18 protein-coding genes and 2 tRNA genes are annotated in these 20192 nt (G+C 52.9%); 11 read left to right on the top strand and 9 right to left on the bottom strand.

All coding sequences use genetic code 11. The annotated features are described in order from the left end of the window. Positions 1-189: 189 nt before the first annotated feature. Positions 190-1065: an ADP-ribosylglycohydrolase family protein gene (locus FTO68_RS10880; RefSeq protein ID WP_255333434.1), complete on the top strand. Its 876-nt coding sequence runs from the start codon at positions 190-192 to the stop codon at positions 1063-1065. Between the two features lie 36 nt (positions 1066-1101). Here the strand turns inward: FTO68_RS10880 and FTO68_RS10875 are convergent, their stop codons facing one another. After that, positions 1102-1551 (bottom strand): UPF0179 family protein, encoded by a 450-nt coding sequence (locus FTO68_RS10875; RefSeq protein ID WP_255333433.1) that lies wholly within the window; start codon positions 1549-1551, stop codon positions 1102-1104. 5 nt (positions 1552-1556) lie between these two features. Beyond that, positions 1557-2636, bottom strand: coding sequence for an NAD(P)-dependent glycerol-1-phosphate dehydrogenase (locus tag FTO68_RS10870; protein ID WP_255333432.1), 1080 nt, complete (start codon positions 2634-2636; stop codon positions 1557-1559). Positions 2637-2648: 12 nt separating this feature from the next. On the opposite strand from FTO68_RS10870, the gene FTO68_RS10865 reads away from it, so the two are divergent. Genes FTO68_RS10865 through proS form a run of 3 tightly spaced genes read left to right on the top strand, consistent with a single transcriptional unit; the run spans position 2649 to position 5494 of the window. Then, the gene (locus FTO68_RS10865; protein ID WP_255333431.1) at positions 2649-3497 is read left to right on the top strand and encodes a DUF63 family protein; all 849 of its coding nucleotides are present in this window, start codon (positions 2649-2651) and stop codon (positions 3495-3497) included. Next, complete coding sequence (locus tag FTO68_RS10860; RefSeq protein WP_255333430.1) at positions 3490-4056, top strand: stage II sporulation protein M; 567 nt, start codon at positions 3490-3492, stop codon at positions 4054-4056. The genes FTO68_RS10865 and FTO68_RS10860 overlap by 8 nt, the downstream gene beginning before the upstream one ends. Before the next feature lie 10 nt (positions 4057-4066). Next, entirely contained in the window at positions 4067-5494 is a 1428-nt protein-coding gene (gene proS / locus FTO68_RS10855; RefSeq protein WP_255333429.1) for a proline--tRNA ligase, read from the top strand. A 66-nt stretch (positions 5495-5560) separates the two neighbouring features. Here the strand turns inward: proS and FTO68_RS10850 are convergent, their stop codons facing one another. From FTO68_RS10850 to FTO68_RS10835, 4 genes are all read right to left on the bottom strand, one after another. Beyond that, positions 5561-6034 (bottom strand): hypothetical protein, encoded by a 474-nt coding sequence (locus tag FTO68_RS10850; RefSeq protein ID WP_255333428.1) that lies wholly within the window; start codon positions 6032-6034, stop codon positions 5561-5563. Positions 6035-6278: 244 nt separating this feature from the next. Continuing rightward, complete coding sequence (locus FTO68_RS10845; protein WP_255333427.1) at positions 6279-8714, bottom strand: heavy metal translocating P-type ATPase; 2436 nt, start codon at positions 8712-8714, stop codon at positions 6279-6281. A 72-nt stretch (positions 8715-8786) separates the two neighbouring features. Further along, positions 8787-9272 (bottom strand): ferritin, encoded by a 486-nt coding sequence (locus FTO68_RS10840; RefSeq protein ID WP_255333426.1) that lies wholly within the window; start codon positions 9270-9272, stop codon positions 8787-8789. A gap of 98 nt (positions 9273-9370) precedes the next feature. Then, a complete protein-coding gene (locus FTO68_RS10835) occupies positions 9371-10750 on the bottom strand; it encodes an NAD(P)H-dependent oxidoreductase (RefSeq protein WP_255333425.1) in 1380 nt (459 codons plus the stop codon). 307 nt (positions 10751-11057) lie between these two features. Here FTO68_RS10835 and FTO68_RS10830 point away from each other — a divergent pair. Both FTO68_RS10830 and FTO68_RS10825 read left to right on the top strand, forming a co-directional pair. After that, positions 11058-11132 (top strand) — tRNA-Arg (locus FTO68_RS10830). 99 nt (positions 11133-11231) lie between these two features. Further along, positions 11232-11723, top strand: coding sequence for a putative immunity protein (locus tag FTO68_RS10825; RefSeq protein WP_255333424.1), 492 nt, complete (start codon positions 11232-11234; stop codon positions 11721-11723). Between the two features lie 260 nt (positions 11724-11983). On the opposite strand, the gene FTO68_RS10820 is transcribed toward FTO68_RS10825, so the two are convergent. Then, positions 11984-12865, bottom strand: a complete 882-nt coding sequence (locus tag FTO68_RS10820; protein WP_255333435.1) for an Rpn family recombination-promoting nuclease/putative transposase — start codon at positions 12863-12865, stop codon at positions 11984-11986. Positions 12866-13090: 225 nt separating this feature from the next. Here FTO68_RS10820 and FTO68_RS10815 point away from each other — a divergent pair, with 225 nt between their 5' ends. Beyond that, positions 13091-14176, top strand: coding sequence for a class I SAM-dependent methyltransferase (locus tag FTO68_RS10815; RefSeq protein WP_255333423.1), 1086 nt, complete (start codon positions 13091-13093; stop codon positions 14174-14176). Positions 14177-14340: 164 nt separating this feature from the next. Then, on the top strand, positions 14341-15540 hold the full coding sequence (gene ilvA, locus FTO68_RS10810; protein WP_255333422.1) for a threonine ammonia-lyase: 1200 nt from the start codon (positions 14341-14343) through the stop codon (positions 15538-15540). Here the strand turns inward: ilvA and metG are convergent, their stop codons facing one another. Continuing rightward, positions 15541-17541 carry a methionine--tRNA ligase gene (gene metG, locus FTO68_RS10805; RefSeq protein ID WP_255333421.1) on the bottom strand — a complete coding sequence of 667 codons (2001 nt, stop codon included), beginning with the start codon at positions 17539-17541 and terminating at the stop codon, positions 15541-15543. Positions 17542-17585: 44 nt separating this feature from the next. Here metG and FTO68_RS10800 point away from each other — a divergent pair, with 44 nt between their 5' ends. Continuing rightward, a complete protein-coding gene (locus FTO68_RS10800; protein WP_255333420.1) occupies positions 17586-18317 on the top strand; it encodes a type III secretion system chaperone family protein in 732 nt (243 codons plus the stop codon). Here FTO68_RS10800 and FTO68_RS10795 read toward each other — a convergent pair. Further along, on the bottom strand, positions 18304-19377 hold the full coding sequence (locus FTO68_RS10795) for a DHH family phosphoesterase (protein ID WP_255333419.1): 1074 nt from the start codon (positions 19375-19377) through the stop codon (positions 18304-18306). The genes FTO68_RS10800 and FTO68_RS10795 overlap by 14 nt on opposite strands. Before the next feature lie 150 nt (positions 19378-19527). Here FTO68_RS10795 and FTO68_RS10790 point away from each other — a divergent pair. Both FTO68_RS10790 and FTO68_RS10785 read left to right on the top strand, forming a co-directional pair. Then, a tRNA-Phe gene (locus FTO68_RS10790) sits at positions 19528-19601 on the top strand. A 221-nt stretch (positions 19602-19822) separates the two neighbouring features. Then, entirely contained in the window at positions 19823-20074 is a 252-nt protein-coding gene (locus FTO68_RS10785; RefSeq protein WP_255333418.1) for a hypothetical protein, read from the top strand. Positions 20075-20192: the final 118 nt, after the last annotated feature.

Below are 20192 nucleotides of genomic sequence, written 5' to 3'. Positions count from 1 at the left end.
GGAGCTATCCTAATGGACATCAACGAAGAGTGGGTTACAGGCAGAAGATATTTGTCGGACGAGAGAGAATGATCAACCAAGGAGAGCAGGGTCAGAGAATTTACAGAAAGAAAGGTACGTTATCTTCTTTCTGCAACCTATCACCTATTTCAGATGAGACTCTAATGAGTAGCCACATATAATTTATTGGTGATCTTTATATTCCAATTCACGCGCATACCCGGATCGCTGATCGGCTCGGCAATAGGGGATGCAATGGGTGCGCCCTTTGAAGGGAGCCAGATTATTCATCAGATCCCTGAGCGGATGACAGGAGGAGGGCCTTTCTCGACACGGAGAGGAGAATATACAGATGATACCCTCCAGATGATAGCGCTTGCAGAGACACTGGTCACCTGCCATGGGTTCTCGGCGATCGATTTTGTGAGCCGCCTGGTGAAGATGTATGATCTACATCCTGAATTTTTCGGGCCGACCAGCCGGGCGGTTCTGGAGCGGGTGAAGAAGGGCATCCCACCAGAAAAGGCGGCATTCGGAATACCTGGCAGCGGCAGGACAAACGGGGCGGTGATGAGGGGAGCGCCTATCGGAATCTTCTATCGCCCGGATCATGCAAGGATCATGAGCAGCATTGCCGCTGCCATAACACATACCCACCCGGTGGCGGGTGCCTCGTCAGGCATTGTCAACCAGATGATCTCGATCCTCTGCCGGGGGGGATCACGTGAGAGTGCGTTTTTCTCGGCACTCAACGCCTGCGAGATTAGTGAGGTCAGAGGCAGGGTAGCTCTCCTCTCGGCAGCACCGCTTATCCCATCGCTTGATGCCCTCGATGCGGCGCATGCTGCCATCACCTGTTTCATGGAGGAAGAGACGTTTTTTTCGATGATTCGGCGTGCTCTCTCCCTCGGTGGCGATACTGATACCATTGCCGCCATCTGCGGCGCTCTTGGCGGGGCGTTCTTTGGAGCAGAAGGCATACCCCCGGAATGGATAAAAGCACTGGAAGGAGCTGCTGCACTTCGTGAGCTTGAAGAAGCGGTCTGGTCTACAGGAGAGAAGTGACCTGTGGGTGAAATGCCCGGAGGTTCATAAAAAAAGTCAGAGAGGAAGGATCTCAACCAGTTTCAGGTTTTTCCTTCCCCGGAGACATTCATCAGGGGCATTTCCAAGGACCTGTGAGATTATATACTTCTCCCCTTCATTCACCCCGTCGGGATGACAGAGATCATAACTTCTACACTCTTGACGGTTGCATGCATACTCATAGACAAACCTGGAGTTGGTGATCGCCATATCACCTGCGATGAGTGCGACCACAGGCGCCTCCTCAACCTCAACCACACAGGCGCCGTCTGCAAAAACAGAACATGAATGGGTAGTGGGCCTGACATCGACCACCCGGTATTTTCTTCCTTCAACAAGATTGTGGCAGGCTTTCTTCACCTTACATCCGCTGCATTCGTCCACTGCCCCCACATAGATAAATTCCAGCCCTTCTTTTGCGAGCTTTGTCCCGATCAGTGTTACCCGGTTCTTTGCCTCAGTCATCTGACTCACTCCCGATACAGCATGCGGATCAGTGCTGCTGCTGAATCTTCTGTAATGCCCATATCAAAGATAGTAAAGCGTTCAGGCCGTATTTCTTTTGCCTTCATCAGGGCTTCTGCAGCGATATGATCGGGGAGCCCCACCTCAGCCGGAGTGGTGGGGGCACCGATCTTTTTGAGGGAGGTGCGTATCCCCCGCCAGTCGCCACCATGGAGATACATCGAGATGATCGTCCCAATCCCGCATGCCTCGCCATGCAGCACTTTCCCAGGCATAAGCCGCTCGACCGCATGGCCGAACTTATGCTCGCCCCCGCTCGCAGGCCTGGACGAACCTGCGATACTCATGGCAACCCCTGAAGAGACGAGGGCTTTTGTGACAAGCCAGGCACTCTCTTCAGAGTTTGGAAGTATGAGATGGGCATCTTTTACAAGGATCTCTGCAGTCATACGGGAGAGTGCAATGGCATACTCGGAGATCACCTCCCCACGGAGCCGGTGGGCAAGCTCCCAGTCGAGGATTGCTGTATAGTTTGAGATGATATCGGCACACCCGGAAGCGAGGAGGCGGTGTGGTGCGGCTGCGATGATCCCGGTATCTGCCACGATTGCTACCGGGGGATGGGCATCAAGAGATGAGCTCCCCTCATCTGTTGGGACTGATGCGCGGGATGATGCGATTCCGTCATGGGATGCTGCTGTCGGGACACTGACAAACTGGCAGTCCAGATTGAATGAGGCGATCTTTGCAGTATCGATCACCCGGCCCCCACCGACCGCAACGATGAGATCGGCAGACGATCCAATCTCCTCAACCAGGCGAATAGTCTCAGGTGTAATTGCATCGGTAACGTGCCGTGTGAGATCGAACTGGCCCTCGATCAGGGAGGCGACCCGATCCCCCACCGCCTTGTTGGTTCTGGGGCCAGAAAGGAGGAGAACCGATCGCCCAAGAGCAAGTTCCTCAAGGACGCGTGGAATCTGGTCGAGGGCATCATGGCCGATAACCACGTCACGGGGGAGCTGCATCCATTTTGACTTATCAAAAACTTTATTTTTTAATATCTTGAAGTACTCTGAGCTCATCGGGATCATTTCATGATTAGTGACTTCGTATACAAATATTACATTGATCCGGTCAGGATTGATGGGGGATACAACATTTTTAATACCCTCACTTATGCAGTGATCCTGATCATCGCGGTATTCCTGGTCTACAGGTGGCTGAGCCGGAATGAAATCGTGATAGATTCAGCATTTGTTATCGCAACGATACCCTATGTGGTGCTGGGCGGGCTCATCCGGGTCGTCGAGGATACCGGTATGATCGAGAGTGATCTGAAATTCCTGCTGATCACACCGCTTATCTACTTCGTTATCTTCGCAATCACCGTCATCTCGCTCATCATCTCGCGATGGCTTGAGACTGCGGGTGTCACGGAGTCTTTCATCCGACCATACTGGCTTCTTGGAACGGTATATTCGGTTGTAACGGCAGGCCTGCTCGTCTGGTGGGGGATGACGCAGACGAGCTTTGATGGTGCCGTCCTCGCGATCATCCTCCTCATGGCGATCCTCTCGACGCTCCTCACCTATGCCGGGCTCCGGTACCTGCTTCGGTGGGAGTATGTGCAGAATCCGCTCTATATTCTCCTGATCTACGGCCACCTCCTCGATGCAAGTGCCACAAGTTACGGGATAGATATCCATCCAATCCAATACATGGAAAAGCACGTCGTCGGCGGTGCACTCATCGATTGGACAGGAACCGCGTTTGCGATGTATCCATTGAAGCTTGCAGTCCTCATTCCCGGCATCTACATCCTTGAGATGTACCGACGGGAGAACGGTGAGAGTGGTCTGTGGTATCTCCTTCTCCTAGCGATGATCGTTGTCGGGATGGCGCCGGGGATCCGGGGGATGATGAGGATGGTACTTCATGTCTGAGAATATTTTAAAAAGCATCCTCATCGCCACCCTCATCTTCATTCTCTCTGCGCTTGTGGGTGCCGGACTTGTAATCCATAACCCGCAAATCGGCGAGACCTTCATGCAGGTGCTCTCCGGGGCGCTGGATCTTGAGAAGCTGATGGAGCAGCCCCCGCTCATGCTGGCTGCGATGCTCTTTGTGAATAATCTCCAGGCCTGCATTATCCTCTTCCTCGGGGGAGTCACATTCGGAATACTAACAGTCTTTGTACTTGCAACAAACGGGGTGATCGTGGGAGCGGTCGCCCAGATATCAAATGAGTTGCAGGGAGGATTGTATGTGATTGCTGCCCTCCTCCCGCACGGCCTCTTCGAGCTTCCCGCCCTCTTCATCTCCGGAGCGCTCGGCCTGATGCTCTCTGGCGCTATTCAGAGAGAGCTGCTTGAAGGGGGTGATGCCGCTCATGATGCAGGTCGGTACACGGTCATTTTTGCAAAGACTGTGACTCCACTCCTCGTTCTTGCCGCAATTACTGAGGCATTTATAACGCCAGGTATCATAGTACTGGTCGTTTAGGTGGCATACTATGGAAGATAAGACGGATGCACTCCCCCCAGTTTCTGATTTTAGTGCATGGTATAACGAGATCCTCAGGCGCGCCGAGATCATGGATGTCCGGTATCCCGTAAAAGGGCTGTATGTCTGGTACCCATTCGGGTTCTCGATCCGGAAGCATACGTACAACATGCTCCGCTCGCTCCTCGATGCCGATCATCAGGAGACAATCTTCCCGCTCCTCATTCCGGACCATGAGTTCATGAAAGAGGCTGAGCATATCAAGGGTTTTGAAGAGGAGGTGTACTGGGTGACGCACGGAGGGCTCTCCGAGCTCGATGTGAAGCTGGCACTCAGGCCGACAAGCGAGACTGCAATCTATCCGATGTATGCTCTCTGGGTGAGATCTCATGCCGATCTCCCCTTAAAACTCTACCAGATCGTGAATACCTTCAGGTATGAGACGAAACATACCCGGCCGCTGATCAGGCTCAGGGAGATCACCTCCTTCAAGGAAGCCCATACCGTCCACTGCACCTGGGACGAGGCTGCCGGGCAGGTAGAGGAGGCGATCCGGCTCTACTCGCAGTTTTACCATTCCCTCGGTGTGCCGATCCTTGTATCGAAGCGGCCGGACTGGGACAAGTTCCCGGGTGCGGACTACACGATCGCTGTTGATACGATCATGCCGGATGGAAAGACACTCCAGATTGGAACCGCCCACCATCTCGGGACCCATTTCTCAAAGACCTTCAATATCACCTACGAGGATCTGGCAGGCGAACAGCAGCTTGCATACCAGACCTGCTATGGCATCTCGGAGCGGTGCATAGCCTCGGTGATCTCGGTGCATGGCGATGATACCGGACTTGTACTCCCGCCATCGGTTGCCCCGGTGCAGGTGGTCATCATCCCGATTATCATCGGGAAGAGAAAAGACGAGGTGCTCGCAGCAGCAGAAACGCTCTGTTCCGAGCTGAAGGGACTTGGTATCCGGGTTGAGCTTGATCTCCGCGATATGCGCCCCGGTGCGAAGTACTATCACTGGGAGCTACATGGTGTCCCGCTCCGGCTTGAACTCGGGCCAAGGGATATCGATTCCGGGACAATCGTCGCTGTAGACCGGTTTAAGCAGAAGCAGCAGATCGGATCAGCCGCCGAAGTTCCGGCACTGCTTGAGGAAATCCAGAAGGCGATCACCGAACGGGCAGAGGCATCAATGGAAGGAAAGATCGCCATATGCACGACCATCGAAGAGATCCGGACTGCTGTCGAGTCCGGTGTTGCCGTTGCAAGCTGGTGTGGGGAACGGGATTGTGCCGATAGAATCGAGGCTGAGACAGACGCCTCCCTCCTCGGAAGAGAACTCCGTGGAAAACATGCCGAAAAGGTGAATGGGAATTCCTGCGTTATCTGTGGAAGAGAGGGGAAGGGTGCCCTGATCGGTCGATCATATTAATTTTTTTGATGCAGGTGCAGATCCACAATCTTCTGTGAAAAATAGCTTTTTAGAAAGTTTACGCTCTTATCCCTGGCATTTCCCACACCGGTAGGTAATTTTCATACCACCGCTAAGGAGATCACCTGAGATCTTCTTTGTTGCACCCCGGATAAAGAGCTTGTTGCATGAGCTACAACGCTTCAGAAGCAGCCGCTCAACTAGTGAGAGTTCAGCATCCATATCATAGGCATAATGCTCTTTCTCCTTTCCAGAGGAGACAATCTCTATATTCTCCTCGACAGTTGACAACAAACGGAAGACCTGGAGAGGATTGGCTCCGACCTCCTCGAACTTTTTGAAGAGGAAGTACTGGAGAACGAGCCATGAAAGTTCGGAACGCTCAAACCCGTCATCGTAATCAAGCGACTCATCAGAAGCCTCAAGCTCTTCTACTGGTGACCCGCAGAGCGGGCACTGCCCTTTGACCAGCTCTTCCATATAGATCTCTTCATTGCACCCCGGGCAGGTGGTGTGGCGTGCGTGAGTACGGTATCCCATTCTTATCAATCCGGACAAATTCGATACGATTCTATTCAACGTGCTCAGCTCGGCCGGTATCGTCCGGTACCTCACGCCCCGAAAAAGAGGGGAGTTTCGTTCTGCATGTAAAACTCTGTTCTATAACCTCATAAACCTATAACTTGGCACATAAGAAAGATCCAATAAAAGCCTGAATATTGAACTATTCTTTAGAATAGACGGTTTGGCAGGGAAATATCGGATCAAAAAAATGGTCAGAGAATCACCCGGCAAAAACCGGTGATTCTGCCTTATTCTTTGCAGGTGGTGTATAGCTTCTCAGGAGAAGCGAGAGCGAAACGATGGTAACTGATGAGAGTGCCATGGCAAGTCCCGCATATTCAGGGCGGAAGGTGATCCCAAAGAACGGGGTGAGAAGCCCTGCAGCAACCGGGATGAGGAGTATGTTATAGAAAAATGCCCAGAAGAGGTTCGCCCTGATTCTGCCCATAACCTTTCGGGCGAGCTGGATTGCTGCGGCGGCATCGAGGGGATCACTCTGCATCAGAACAATGCCGCCGCTCTCGACAGCAACATCGGTTCCGGTTGAGATGGCGATCCCGACATCCGCCTGTGCAAGTGCCGGGGCATCGTTGATCCCGTCCCCGATAAAGGCAACGTGTTCACCACGCTCCTGAAGCCGGGAGACTTCCTCTGCCTTATCCCATGGGAGAACACCAGCAAAGATACGGGAGATTCCGATCTCCTGTCCGATAACCTCGGCGGTATGTTCATTATCGCCGGTGATCATCACAACAGAGAGCCCCATCTCCTCAAAGATCTTCACAGCTTCATGAGAAGTGGGTTTGATCGGATCGGTGATGGCGATGCATCCGGCATACCTCCGATCAACTGCAATAAGCGGTACCGTCTTGCCTTCACTCTCAAACCTGACGATCGTCCCAAGGGCATTCTTTGGGATCTGGATCGATCTCTCCTCAAAAAAAGACCTGTTGCCGACAAGAATCTGTACGCCGTCGACCGAGCCACAAATCCCCTGCCCTCCAAAGGACTTAAAATCCACCACATCATGGAGAGGGGCATCCATTTCTTCAGACTTTCTCAGGATCGCTTCTCCAAGTGGGTGAAGCGAAAGCTGCTCGATAGATGCGGCATAGGTGAGTAGCTCCTGCTCGGAGAGGGAGAAGGGTGCGATATCCGTCACCTCCGGGCGGCCTTCGGTGAGGGTGCCGGTCTTGTCGATTGCAACAATATTAATTGTACCGGATTTCTCAAGCACCTCCCCGTTTCTGATCAGGATTCCAAGTTCCGCACCCCGTCCGATACCAACGGTGATCGCAGTCGGGGTGGCAAGCCCAAGCGCACAGGGACAGGCAACAACCAGCACCGATATGAGGGCAGTAACTGCAAAAAGGAGCGGATATCCGGCGATGAAGTACCAGAAGAGAAATGCCGAAAATGCGATGATCAGAACTGCGGGGATGAAGTATGACACTGCCGTATCAGCAACCCGCTGGACCGGGGGCTTGCTCCCCTGTGCTTCCTCAACCATCCTGATGATTTTTGCGAGGATAGTATCCTTCCCGACCTGTGTGGCATAGATCGTGATTGCACCATTTGTGGAGATTGTGCCGCCGATGACATTTGCATCTGTTTGTTTGAGGATGGGGATCGGCTCACCGGTGATAAGCGATTCATCCACATGGCTTTCTCCATCGATAACCGTCCCATCCACCGGAATCGCCTCTCCAGGCCGGACAAGGACGATATCATGGGGTACAATCTCCCCGACCGGGACAGTGAACTCAGTTCCGTCCCGGATAACTGTCGCTGTTTTCGGCTGAAGGTTCATTAATGAGCGGATCGCCTCACCTGTCTTTCCTTTTGCCCGTGCCTCCAGGTAGCGGCCAAGGGTGAGGAATGCGGTGAGCATGATCGCTGTTTCATAAAAGTTGAAGTCAGCAGAGAGGAAGATCCCAAATGTCGAAAGTACGCTTGATCCGTATGCGGTCCCAATACCAAGCGAATACATGACATCCATATCCAGAATACCGTTTTTCAACGAGCGGATTGCCGCTTTGAAGATTGGATACGAAAGGAAGGCAAAGAACGGTGTTGCGATGAAGAACATCATTAAGGGCATCGGGAGCGGAAGAGGAGGGTGGATCCACATCAGGAGCATCAGGAATCCTGAGACCACAAATCCAAGGATGGACCGGTATGCCTTCATGCGGAGATCAAGAGCAGCCCCGGTATCAAAAGAGTCGACCTGGCTATCATCGCCTGTCCCGATTACCGAAAAACCGGCTGCTGATACTGCTTTCTTCATATCTTCAAGCGATGTGACATCAGGATAGTAGGTGAGATATGCCTGCCCTGTTCCGAGGTTGACTGAGACGGAGGTGATACCGGGGAGAGTGAGTAGTGCTTTTTCGATGGCCTGCACACAGACGGCACAGTGCATGCCGCTGATTGAAAGTGCAAGCGATTCTGGCACCGGGGTAAAGCCAGCCTTCCTGATTGCCTCTTCAATATCCAAAAGGGATACTGTATCCGGATCAAACTCAATACGCACGTTTTCTGCGGCAATGTTCACAACGGCAGAAGAGATCCCTTTTCGTTCTCCAAGTGTACTTTCTATTGCTTTTGCACAGGTTGCGCAATGCATCCCGGCGACCCTGATCTGTATAATTACCATGTAGTCTCCCCTGTCAAATCGTCTGGCTCCCTGTTACGCCAGCATTGAAAAATAGTGTTGGAATTCGAACACTTATCGCTGACCAAGCTGTCGATCAAGATGGTAGAGGCCGCCTGCTGTAGGTCCAATCTTCTCCAGAGTATCCACAATCTCTGAGGCGTTTGCTTCTTCTTCGACCTGCTCGGTGACAAACCACTGGAGCATGATCTCAGACGCATAATCCTTCTGCTTGATCGCTTCTGCCATCAGCGCATTGATCATACCGGTGACCTTCTGCTCATGTGCATAGACCTCCTTGAAGATGGCAGGCAGATCCTTCCAGTCGGCCTTTGGGCCGGCGATCGCTGCGAGTGTGATTGTGCCGCCCCGCTCATTGAGGTAGTCATAGAACTTCATCGCATGTGCAAGCTCTTCCTGTGCCTGAAGGCGGAGCCAGTGGGCAAAGCCATTCCAGTTCTTGTCTGAGCACCATGCTGACATCGAGAGGTACAGGTAACTGGAGTACATCTCGGCATTGATCTGGGCATTGATCAGATCCTGCATCTTTACTGGGATCATATGCATCTCTCCTGTATCTGCCGCATTGCGGCAACAGGAGAGGATTATACAGAGGTGTTGTTAAAGGTTTCGATAACCGGGGTACAGGAGTATGTAGCTTATCGCATCGAATCCTCAAGTACCCGGTCATGAGCTTCAACCATATGCTCTTTCATCCTGAGAAATACGGATTGTCTTGCCGATGGAATAGCAAGGATACATGTCAGGAAGAGAGACTGGATCCGTTGCCTGTACTGGTACTGCGGAAAATCATAGAGCCTGTTCCTTTTGAAATAGCGGTGGTCTGCCCTGAAGATTGCACCCATGCCACCCCAGATCATGTCCCGGAAGATCTTGTGGCCGCTGACAGCATAGAAGGTGGGCGGAGGGATATAGCCACTTTCTGCACTGTCAAGAAGGGAAGCTGCGAAACTGTCGATCCTGCGATCTATTTCAGCCGGGTCATCGGATTCGTCGCTGATGATACGTCCGGACAGAACACCCTCGCTATCCGTGAATGCCCTGAAGAACTCCATCAGAACAGGGTTTTCGCTGAGAGGACCTGACACCAGGTAGCCGATTGTCTTTCCCTTAAAGGCAGGGATATGGCCCATGAAGAATGAACGATCGAGGATTTGCTTGAAACCTGAAGAGAGGAAACGGTCATGGATCTCTCCTGCCAAGATGATGATATCAGATGCGAGGAGATTGTTCCTGTACCATTCAGAAAAGCCGTCTGTGTATACACAGGTATTGTCATATCCGCACCGGCAGCATCCAAGGCACCCGCCTTTCATCCCGATATCAGGAATTTCTGCCACTGTTGCCTTCCCCCTGAATGTCTCATTGAGCCGGTCTACCATCTTGGCACAATTTGAATCCGGGGCCATTCGATCGGTGAGAATGAGAATCCGGAGATTGCCCGGATTCACGGGTGTTACCGGAGATGCCGGATTATAGGGTGGAGTGAGGTGGTGAACCTGCGGGTTCAGTGGCTGAATCACCGGTTTCTTCCGGATGGTTTCGAGGAAGAAGGAGGTGAATTGGAGCAGCCGCTTTTGCTCGTCCTCCTTTAAGAGATCCTGCATATGTGCCGAAAATGAACCTAAAAACTGCATTCCGAGGTCCTCGGCTATTGCATGGATGTAATTGTTGGCAATATGATCCATGAAATGAACGGATGTCGAAATGGAGGCGGCATATTTGCCTTTGAAATGTTTTTCTGCATTCCGCTCAAAGATGAGCTCGATGAACCGCTTGAATTGTGCCGGAACAAGCATCACATAGAGGGGGAATGCAAATAGAACAGCATCGGCTTCTGAAATTCTCTGCATAATTGCATTGAAATACTCCTCGTCTTTTTCGATTCTGTTAATCACCGATGCAACCTGTATCATATCGAAGGTATGATCCGGCTCGTGCAGCTCCATGTACCGGACAGAGCGTATGGTGACACTGAGATCGCCTTTTGGGCTTCCGTTTAGAACAGCAATCTTCATACGGTTACACCTGTGCCTTGCAACTGATTACAACCGTTGCTGCTCATCATGGTTATACTCAATGGAATCATCGTTCCCATGAGTCGATCAAAAACCACCATCGAGGATAAAGCTTCGGAACACCTGCCTGAGATATGGGATCATCACATACCAGGAGAAGCGAGAGGATTATCGCAACCATGCAGAGAAAGTGATATTGAGCCGGCATGCGTATCCGGAAAAGGGTGTTCAACCGGGATTCGTTCCCGGGGTGTCATGCATCACACAAAAGAATAAAAGCCGGGAGAACGAACAAATATATCCTTCGGGGCTTGTGGCTTAGCCAGGATAGAGCGTCGGGCTTCTAACCCGAATGTCGGGGGTTCGAATCCCCCCAGGCCCGCTTCTTTTTGTTCTCTTCCTGATAGAGGTGAACCCAGGTGTATTCTCTACAAGAGGGGGCATCCGCCAATGAAAGAGCATCCATAATCTTCGTATCCCCATGAAGAGATACAGCCGTGATGATCAGAGAGCGATGGCGGCCTGGGCAGCAGACTGCGCTGAGCGGGTGCTTCTCTTCTTTGAGAGAGAGTATCCGGGAGATGGTCGGCCACGCGAGGCACTTGAGCTCTGCCGGAGGTGGATTGATACAGGCCACTTTTCCATGGCTGAGATACGCAGGGCATCGCTTGCCGCCCATGCAGCCGCAAGAGAGGCGGCAGCAGACATCCCAGCCTCCTTTGCGGCACGTGCCGCTGGCCAGGCGGTGGCAACCGCCCATGTGCCCCAGCATGCCTATGGCGGTGCATACTATGCCCTCAAGGCAATCGCAGCCGCTGATCCTGCCAGTGCCGAAGCTGCGGTTTGGGCAGAATATGAGTGGCAGTCAGGAGAGCTCCCCGAGAAACTCAGGAAAGAAATGATGCAGAGGATTGTCATCAGGAAGAGTGCCAGGGGTGTTTCGATTACAATCGACAAGACCGGCGACTTTTGAACTGGTGGACTGGGATGGCTGAAGAGTTGCATAATCCTCAATAAAAATCCCATTCCGGAAAATAATGGTTGTTTCACAAACTGCTGTGAAAAGGAGAGGGATGAGATGAGGGCGGGAATACAACGTGGGTGGAGAAGGATATGGCACCCCTCAAAAAAGAAAGATTATTGGGGCGATGAGGGATTTCATAGCGGGGCTATATCGTTGAGAGGGGATGTAAGCGGGATCGCATGGTGATACAACATTGGATCAAAACCGGATCAGATCAGGTGGCGAATCTCCTCTTCCGGCAACCCGGTGATCTCTGCAATCTCACTGATAGACATCCCAAATGCCTTCATCCGGCGAAGGAGTGTTCGCCGCTCCTCTACTTTTCCTTCGACTTTCCCTTCGGCTTTCAGCTCAGCGGTCCATCGTTTTACCTTTTCTTTTAACATGGTATCCCCACAAAACGGATTTGGTAGTGGTTTATCTTCATCTGTCTTTAAGGTATTCTCGAAGAATAACGAGAAATCCCGACGCAATGGATCGAGATTTGGGTTCTTCCTCATCCATGCATTCAGTCTCTTGCCAAGCTCGAAGAGATCCTCACTTTTCGATGACTGCTCGAGGCCAAAAAGGCTGGCAGCAAGGTTTCGTACTTCGACGAGATGGTGCACCGAGAGCCGGAGCTCATCGACCACCAGATATTGCACCGACGGCTTGAACCGGAGCACCGGATCCGGCATCAGGATGCTCGCACCGATATCATCCGGTATATTCCAGGGACTCTCACCATTATAGAGCACAACCGGGATGATCCCGGGTAATGATTTACTGGATGAGATCTGGCCGGTTCTGATCAGATCCTGCCAGAGAAGCGCCATATACGACATGATACGAATCGGCATCGTCGGATCCGGTGTTGATTGAAACTCTATCAGGAGGTAGATGACCAGTGTCCGGTCACCATATCTGACACTCCAGATGAGGTCGTCTTCACGCTCCCTGAGATCATCGGTCACATAACTGCCATTGCACCGCTTCAGTGTCTCAAAATCACAGGCATAGGCAAATTCGGGATTGAGGAATCCGGAGATGAGGTCTGCCATCATCTCTTTGTGACTGAAGAGCCGTTTATACGGGTGATCTGAATCTGAGATTTCTGTTCACACTCCCTTGATCTGTTGCTGAAATACCATCAATGCCCGGCATATACTCCTGATTCATCAAAGGAGGAGTTGAAAACAAAGCACTGATTATGATGAATTCTGTCAGACCTGCTCATAAATGTCGGGAGCGGAGGGCGAAAGTGAACTTCTGACCAGAGAAGCTGAACCCGTGGATACAAATCTTCATCACCCTTTGCAGGCAACAAAAATGAATAAATGCTCTTCTTATCTCCTCAGGAATCTGCTGTCTGGTCGCGTTTAGCTGATGGGATACTCAACGACGGCGGAACTCCCGGCTCAGTCACGGAGAGCCTCGCCGATCAGATCCGCCCAAATCTCCTCCCCGTCTTCTGTTACTTTATCGGCACGCTGCTGATGGCTGAGGGCTCTGAAGAGGCTGGTTTCAGGTGGCTCCTGGAGGCTGCCCGCCTTGAGGGGGATGAGCCATTCTCGGCAACCCAGCTCGTCGGTTTTTTAGAGCGGCATGATCGAAGACTCGCTATGCCGTATGTGGTGTTCTTCGATCCACATGCCTTCCTGCTCTTTGCGAAGAACCCTGTGATGCAGGCTGCACGAGAGATCCATGTAACCGAATGTGCTGCAAGCCTGCCGCATTTCCCCAGGCCTTTTTCAATGATGGATCTCGGGTGTGGGGATGGGGCTTTGACGGTGGCATTGCTTCAGAAACTCCGGGAGTGTGGCAGGATTGATGAGATCGAGGAGATCTTTCTGATCGATTCCTCGACTGCCATGGTGGAGCTGGCCGCAAAGACGGTATCAGAAGCGTTTCCAGATGTGCGTATCAGCAAAGAAAACTGCCGCATCCAGGACTGTACCGGAAGAATCCACCGTCACTTCGATCTTGCAACAAGTTCCCTTGCCTATCACCATATGCCCTATGAGGAGAAGAGGCTGCACCTCTCCCGGCTCAGGCACCGGATAGACCACTTCATTCTCTTTGAGATGGATGCAGACAATGATCGGCCCGAGATCTACTCCCCGGATCTGGCACTTGCAGTCTACCAGTCCTATGGGAGTATCATCAATTCAATCCTCTCACAGGATGCCCCAATCGAACTTGCCATCACCTGTGTCGACCAGTTCCTGATGACAGAGGTTATATCATTCTTCACCCAGCCCCGGGGAGAGCGGACGGAATACCATATGCTTCAGAGCCAGTGGCTTGGGCTCTTTGCCGAATGCCTTGGAGGAGAATTTACACTTCTGTGCCATTCACCCTGTTATATGGACCGGTATACCTCCCTCTTCTGCATGCATTTTGGGAGAGATAGCGAAAGATAGTGGTTTCTGGCAGCTGCCTGTTTTTTCCCACACAATCTGGTGCTGAACCTGTTCCTGACTCCCGGAACAGGGGATCTCCGCCGAACCCATTCACCAGCTTGTGTTCCCCTCAAACCCTCCTGTTGAACGATCATCTTTTCATCATGGAGGTAGATTGTGCCTCTATGCTCACCCACCAGGAGATCACCGATGCCACGGATCTGATCCGCCCCCATATCCACAGAACACCGCTTGTCTACTCGCCGACATTCTCGGCAATGACCGGCTGTGAGGTGTACCTGAAGCTCGAAACCCTCCAGAAGGCGGGTTCATTCAAGGTGAGAGGGGCAGTACACTCGATACTCAAAAACCGCTCCCGGATTGGGGAGAGTGGAGTTGTGGCCGCATCTGCAGGGAACCATGCACAGGGGGTTGCCCTCGCCGCAGGTATTGCCGGGGTGAAGGCGACGATCGTGATGCCGGTCGGGTCATCGGTTGCCAAGCAGGAGGCGGCACGGGGATATGGAGCTGAGATTGTCCTTTCAGGGCGGACGCTCCAGGAGTCGATCCTCTATGCTACATTGCTGGCTGAGAGGGGGGCATTTCTCATCCATCCCTATGATGATAAGCATGTGATCGCGGGGGCCGGCACCATCGGCACAGAGATCCTTGAGGATCTTGGCGATGCCGAATATGTGATCGTGCCAGTCGGCGGTGGAGGCTTAATCGCTGGTATCGCCGCTGCGATTAAGGGTGCCGGGAGCCCTGCCCGGATCATTGGCGTACAGGCGGCTGCCTGTGATGCCGCTTACCGGGCATTTACTTTTGAGGAGCGCGAGCTTGTCTCTCCCGGCAGAACGATAGCAGACGGGATCGCTGTTCCGATCGTCGGCGAACGGCCGTTTGGGATGATCCGGGCGTTTGTGGACGATATCGGAATTGTCTCCGAAGAAGAGATGATCCAGGCGATCCTCCTCCTTGCAGAACGAAAACACCTCGTCGTTGAGGGTGCGGGATCGGTCCCGCTCGCCTACCTCCTCTCCGGAAAGGGTAAATTTCCAGAGCGAAGCAGGATCGTACTGGTCATCTCAGGAGGGAATATCGATCTCCCACTCTTCCAGCGTGTGATCCACCAGGCACAGGTTGCCCGGGACCGCTCGATGACTATCTCGGTGGTGGTCGATGACAAGCCGGGAGCACTTTCGAAACTGCTCGGCATCATTGCTGAGGCTGGCGGCAATATTCATGAGATTATCCAGAAAAGGGATGAGAAAGGGCTCCATCCGACCGAGATCAGGGTGGAGGTTGAGATCGAGACCAGGGGGCTTCTGCACCAGGAGCGGATCCGATCCCATCTCGCTGATGCCGGGTACTGGCCCCGGTGATCACCGGATCTTTGTCCCAGGCTCAATCTCCCTGTTCGGCATCAGGAGAGCGGCATCATCGCCTGCTGCCAGGATCATCCCCCTGCTCTCAACACCAAAGATCGTCGCCGGTTCAAGGTTTGTGATCATCACAACCAGGCTGCCAGTGAGTGCATCCGGTGCATAGAAGGGTGCGATCCCGGATACCACCTGACGGGTCTCGGACCCGATATCCACCTGTATCTTCAGGAGCTTCTTTGAGCCTTTAATCGGCTCTGCCGAGAGAACTTTTCCGATCCTCAGATCCATCTGTGCAAATTCATCCATTGAGACCATTGGTTTCTTCTCCTCTTTCATCTCCTGTTTCTTCTTAGCGGCTTCAACACGCCCATTGAAGGTTTTTTCAAGGACTGCATACTGCTCATCCTCGAGTTTGGCAAAGAGCATCTCAGCCTTCTGTAAGGTGACACCAGAGAGGGGTGTGTCACATTCGTCGAGGTGGTGATCGGCAATGGGGCTCTCGTATCCGAGCATCGCCCAGCATTTTGCCGCTGCATCCGGGAGCACCGGCTCAAGCATCAGGGCGAGTGCCTTGACGATCTGGAGGCAGTCTGCGATTGCAGATTCTGCTGCCGCAAAATCTGTCTTCATCAGTTTCCAGGGAGCGTTCTTCTGGATGTAGTTATTCCCAAATCCTGCAAGCCCCATAATCCCGTCAACTGCCAGCTTGAATTCAAATGACCTGAATGCAGAGTCAACACTCTCCCGTGCCTTCCTGATCTCCAGAAGGATCTCCGGGCTTGCCGGGGTGGAGGGGATGCCGCCGAGTTTTGCTTCTGCAAAGTAGATCGTCCTGTACATGAAGTTGCCGAGCGTATTCACAAGCTCATTATTCACCCGCTCCTGGTATGCCTTCCAGGAGAAGTTCAGCTCTTTTGTATGGCTTGTGTAGCTGAGGAGATAGTAACGGAGATAGTCTGAGGGGAGCCCGACATCAAGATAGTCCTCGTTTGCCCAGACCACGTAGCCACGGGATTTTGAGAACTTCTGGTCCTCGACCTTCAGCATACCTGATGCAACAACGGCATCCGGGGTTCCGTATCCAGCTGCATGGAGGAGAGCGGGCCAGAAGATACAGTGGTGGTAGATGATGTCAGATCCGATGAAATGCGTCACCTCTCCTTCGCCGCACCAATATCTCTTCCAGTCATCATTATGGGCATCTGCCCATTCCTCGGTGAAGGAGATATAGCCGATGGGTGCATCGACCCAGACATAGACGACAAGTTCCTGGTTGCCGGGGAACTTCACACCCCAGTCAAGGGTACGCGTGATGCACCAGTCGCGGAGCTCGTTCTCAACCCACCCGATCGCGTAATTCTTCGCATTGATGGTGCCGTTGAGGTCCTTTAAATAGTCAAGGAGGTACTCCCGGAAGGTGCTCAGCTTAAAGAAATAATGTTCCTGCTGGCGGGTCTCGGCTTTTGTCCGGCAGACTGTGCAGACGGGATCCAGGATCTCGCCTGGCTCAAGGTGGCGGCCGCATCCCTGGTCGCATTCGTCGCCTCGTGCATGTTTGCCGCAGTGGGGGCACGTTCCCTCGACATAACGGTCCGGGAGGAACCGTTCGCAGGAGGTACAGTAGCTCTGGTTGATGATCTCGGAGTAGACATAGCCGCGATCGATCAGCCGGTTGATGATCGACTGTGTCCTCTCATGATTGGTTGTATTATCGGTCATCCCGAAATGATCGAAGATGACACCCATCTTCTCAAAGGTTTGTTTGAAATGATCATGGTATTTTTCAGAGAGCGCCCGCGGGGTGGTGCCCGCCTCTTCTGCGGATACGACGATCGGGGTTCCGTGATTATCTGAGCCGCAGACAAAGAGGACGTCCTCACCTGCACGCCTGAGATGCCTGACATAGCAGTCGGCGGGAACATAGGTCCGCAGGTGCCCGATATGGCATAATCCATTGGTGTAGGGAAGTCCACATGTAACCAGTTTCGGTGTACCACTCATAGTTATGCTTTTTGCGCTGAATCGTATAAAATACAGGGTACACTATGGCAAAGCGCTTGGCAATCCCGGTACGGGGACTCGGATCAAAGGTCGATACTCCGTCAGTCTCCGATCTCGCTGCATGGGCAAAGGCCCGCGCAGGTCAGAGTGGCGATCTGGTCACCTATCACCTCTTAAAGACAGTTGAGGCGCAGGCGGAGGTGCACACCCCTGCTGCCGGCGGCTGGTTCTATCATGAACGGGCGAGGGCAGGATCTCTTCCTGACGCACCCGCGGATGATGTACTGGATGATATCCAGGCGGTCTCTCTCATACGGAAGAACTGCTGGTGGTCGCTCCCCTCTGCTGCTGCGCTGTTTCTGGATCCTGATGAGGATCAGATACTCTTCTTCAGGCAGTTCCTCAGGATGATGCGGGATGCCGGGGTCTTTGGGCATGTGATCCTGCTGGAACATGATCCGGCATCACTGGAGCTTGAACTCGTCTCCGGGCGGCGGATCTTCTGGCACCTGATGAATCCGACTGAACGTGGCCTTGAGAAGGTGCTTGAGGTGCAGCGGGATATCACGGTTGCACCGTCAGTATTGCCGCTGCTTGGCGATCTGATGGGATCGTATACCGTCAGGAAGATCATCGTAATGGATGGGAGGGAGGTTGATCTCCGGGCCGCAATGGAGCTTGTTGATCTGGATAATATCATGGCCGGGGGGTATGCGCCCGCCGGGCAGCCATCATACTGGGATGAGCTTGTAGGGGGATCGTTTATCTGGCGGTAGGTTGTTCCGGGAGTGCCTCTGCAACTTCCACGAAACGATCAAAGTGGGAGGTCTTTCCAAGAAGCCGGAAGGAGATTTTGTCCCAAAACGTGAAGGGGAAAGTGCCTCCGGATGCATTCGGGTGGCCGCCGCCTGAGAACTCGCCAGCAATGAGGTGGGAGATGGGAGGAGTTGACCTCAGTGAGAAGCGGCCGTTTTCCGATACGATCACCTCGATGTCTGTTTTGTAGTCTTCCCTGATGGCGGCTGCGGTCTCGCTAGGGTAGTTGATGAGGGGGGCAAAGGCGATTGTGTATCGTCCTTTCCGGATCTTCATCCTCCGGATGCTTGTTTTGATGGCCCGGGTACGTTCGCGGTCAATCTCCGCATATGTCTCCTCGATCCAGCTGTCGGTGAAGATGCCCTGCTCCAGCCGGTTCCTGAGTGGCCTGAGGTTTTTATTGATGGATCCGATCTGCCCGAGGATCGCAGACCGCGGGTCCTGGTGTGTCCAGAGATCATAGTCGCAGACGACCCTTGCAATCTCAACTGCAACAGGATCATCGGGTGCAAGTGCCCGTGCCACGAGCCCGCACCCGCAGGTGGAGGTATCAACGGTGAGTTCTTCTGTATACTGCTCGATCTGCCGGATCTGATCAGGCTTCCACCGGTGGTGATCACGCCAGATGATCCGCCAACCGGATGCCTTTGCCCGTCGGGCGGCTTCATCGACGCCGTTCTGGTAACCGAGGTCGGAGATGGAGAGGATATCGCCCTTGCCGGGGACGTTTGCTATTGAATTGAGGTTCTTTGTGAACCTGCCGACGGAAGAGAAGACGGTGAAGACCTCGTCGTGCCCATAGACACGCCGGTGGATTGCGTCTGCCCCGGCGGCATCGAGATCGTTATGTGTCAGGTGGACGATCCCGGCGCCCCGCTCCCGCACACGCTCCTCCAGGGTCGGCCCCTGCTTCTTCTCAGGTTTCCGGGGGCCGAGGAGCGAACGGATGCGATGAAGAAGACCGGCGCCGGGGGGGCTGCCGGAGCTGCCGGGAGTGCCGGTGCCGGAGGACGAACTCATGCTGATATGTCTGTTCTTCAGGAGTGATAAATGGGGGCGGTGGAGTGGGGAGATGGAAGAGGAAGGAGGAAAAGATGGCGTTTGGGCGGGCATTGCCTGAGCAAAAACGGATGTATTAAATAGAGATCTGGCGTATATTGTAATCCCAAAGCCTCAGTAGCTCAGACTGGGAGAGCGCCAGACTGAAGATCTGGTTGTCCCCGGTTCAAATCCGGGCTGGGGCATGGTTTTTCTTTTATGTTTTCTTTCTTGGTTTTGCCTTTTATCCTGTTTGCTATGTTTGTTTTTCCAGCGTGATCGGTGCTTTTTTGCAGGGGTATGCATGAGATCTGCCATCATGAGTATTGGGGGATATAACTGGATACTCTACCCGATCCGATGACGATTGAGTAGTTCAAAACGTTTTTAGCTTTAGGAAAGAGAGGGAAGAAGTGAGCGAGACGTCATGAAGAGCATTATTGACAAAGTCATGCATCGGAATCAGAAGAAGAGAAAGTCATTTTCGTTAAAGATTGAGATGCAAGATGCGGCAGCATTAACAGATGACACTATTGCGAATGCAATGACTGAACTTGCACGCATGATAAAAAACGGTGAAGTCAACCTTGATACCGAGGGCAAAGTGAGGTACATCATCGGGAATGTCGTGTTAGAGAGCCGGATGGATATTGTTACCTATATTCCCGCTCACTCATAACGAGGCTGGCGGCTTCACCCCCAGAGCATGATACAGATCCTCTTGTTTTTCAGTCATCTCACCCACCCGCAGTGCTCTCCCCGGCTCCTCGAAACACTCGATAACATCCAGCTTGTCC

Source organism: Methanocalculus taiwanensis (assembly GCF_024372745.1).
GTDB lineage: Archaea > Halobacteriota > Methanomicrobia > Methanomicrobiales > Methanocorpusculaceae > Methanocalculus > Methanocalculus taiwanensis.
Note: the sequence above shows the minus strand (reverse complement) of the source record. Positions and strands in the feature narration are given on the sequence as shown.

Coding starts and splice junctions, on each gene's coding strand:
- FTO68_RS10815 (WP_255333423.1), top strand. CDS start 13,091: ATGCTCTTCTTATCTCCTCAGGAATCTGCTGTCTGGTCGCGTTTAGCT.
- FTO68_RS10795 (WP_255333419.1), bottom strand. CDS start 19,377: ATGAGTTCGTCCTCCGGCACCGGCACTCCCGGCAGCTCCGGCAGCCCC.
- FTO68_RS10875 (WP_255333433.1), bottom strand. CDS start 1,551: ATGACTGAGGCAAAGAACCGGGTAACACTGATCGGGACAAAGCTCGCA.
- ilvA (WP_255333422.1), top strand. CDS start 14,341: ATGCTCACCCACCAGGAGATCACCGATGCCACGGATCTGATCCGCCCC.
- FTO68_RS10860 (WP_255333430.1), top strand. CDS start 3,490: ATGTCTGAGAATATTTTAAAAAGCATCCTCATCGCCACCCTCATCTTC.
- FTO68_RS10835 (WP_255333425.1), bottom strand. CDS start 10,750: ATGAAGATTGCTGTTCTAAACGGAAGCCCAAAAGGCGATCTCAGTGTC.
- FTO68_RS10865 (WP_255333431.1), top strand. CDS start 2,649: ATGATTAGTGACTTCGTATACAAATATTACATTGATCCGGTCAGGATT.
- metG (WP_255333421.1), bottom strand. CDS start 17,541: ATGAGTGGTACACCGAAACTGGTTACATGTGGACTTCCCTACACCAAT.
- FTO68_RS10800 (WP_255333420.1), top strand. CDS start 17,586: ATGGCAAAGCGCTTGGCAATCCCGGTACGGGGACTCGGATCAAAGGTC.
- FTO68_RS10785 (WP_255333418.1), top strand. CDS start 19,823: ATGAAGAGCATTATTGACAAAGTCATGCATCGGAATCAGAAGAAGAGA.
- FTO68_RS10850 (WP_255333428.1), bottom strand. CDS start 6,034: ATGGGATACCGTACTCACGCACGCCACACCACCTGCCCGGGGTGCAAT.
- proS (WP_255333429.1), top strand. CDS start 4,067: ATGGAAGATAAGACGGATGCACTCCCCCCAGTTTCTGATTTTAGTGCA.
- FTO68_RS10825 (WP_255333424.1), top strand. CDS start 11,232: ATGAAGAGATACAGCCGTGATGATCAGAGAGCGATGGCGGCCTGGGCA.
- FTO68_RS10845 (WP_255333427.1), bottom strand. CDS start 8,714: ATGGTAATTATACAGATCAGGGTCGCCGGGATGCATTGCGCAACCTGT.
- FTO68_RS10870 (WP_255333432.1), bottom strand. CDS start 2,636: ATGAGCTCAGAGTACTTCAAGATATTAAAAAATAAAGTTTTTGATAAG.
- FTO68_RS10840 (WP_255333426.1), bottom strand. CDS start 9,272: ATGATCCCAGTAAAGATGCAGGATCTGATCAATGCCCAGATCAATGCC.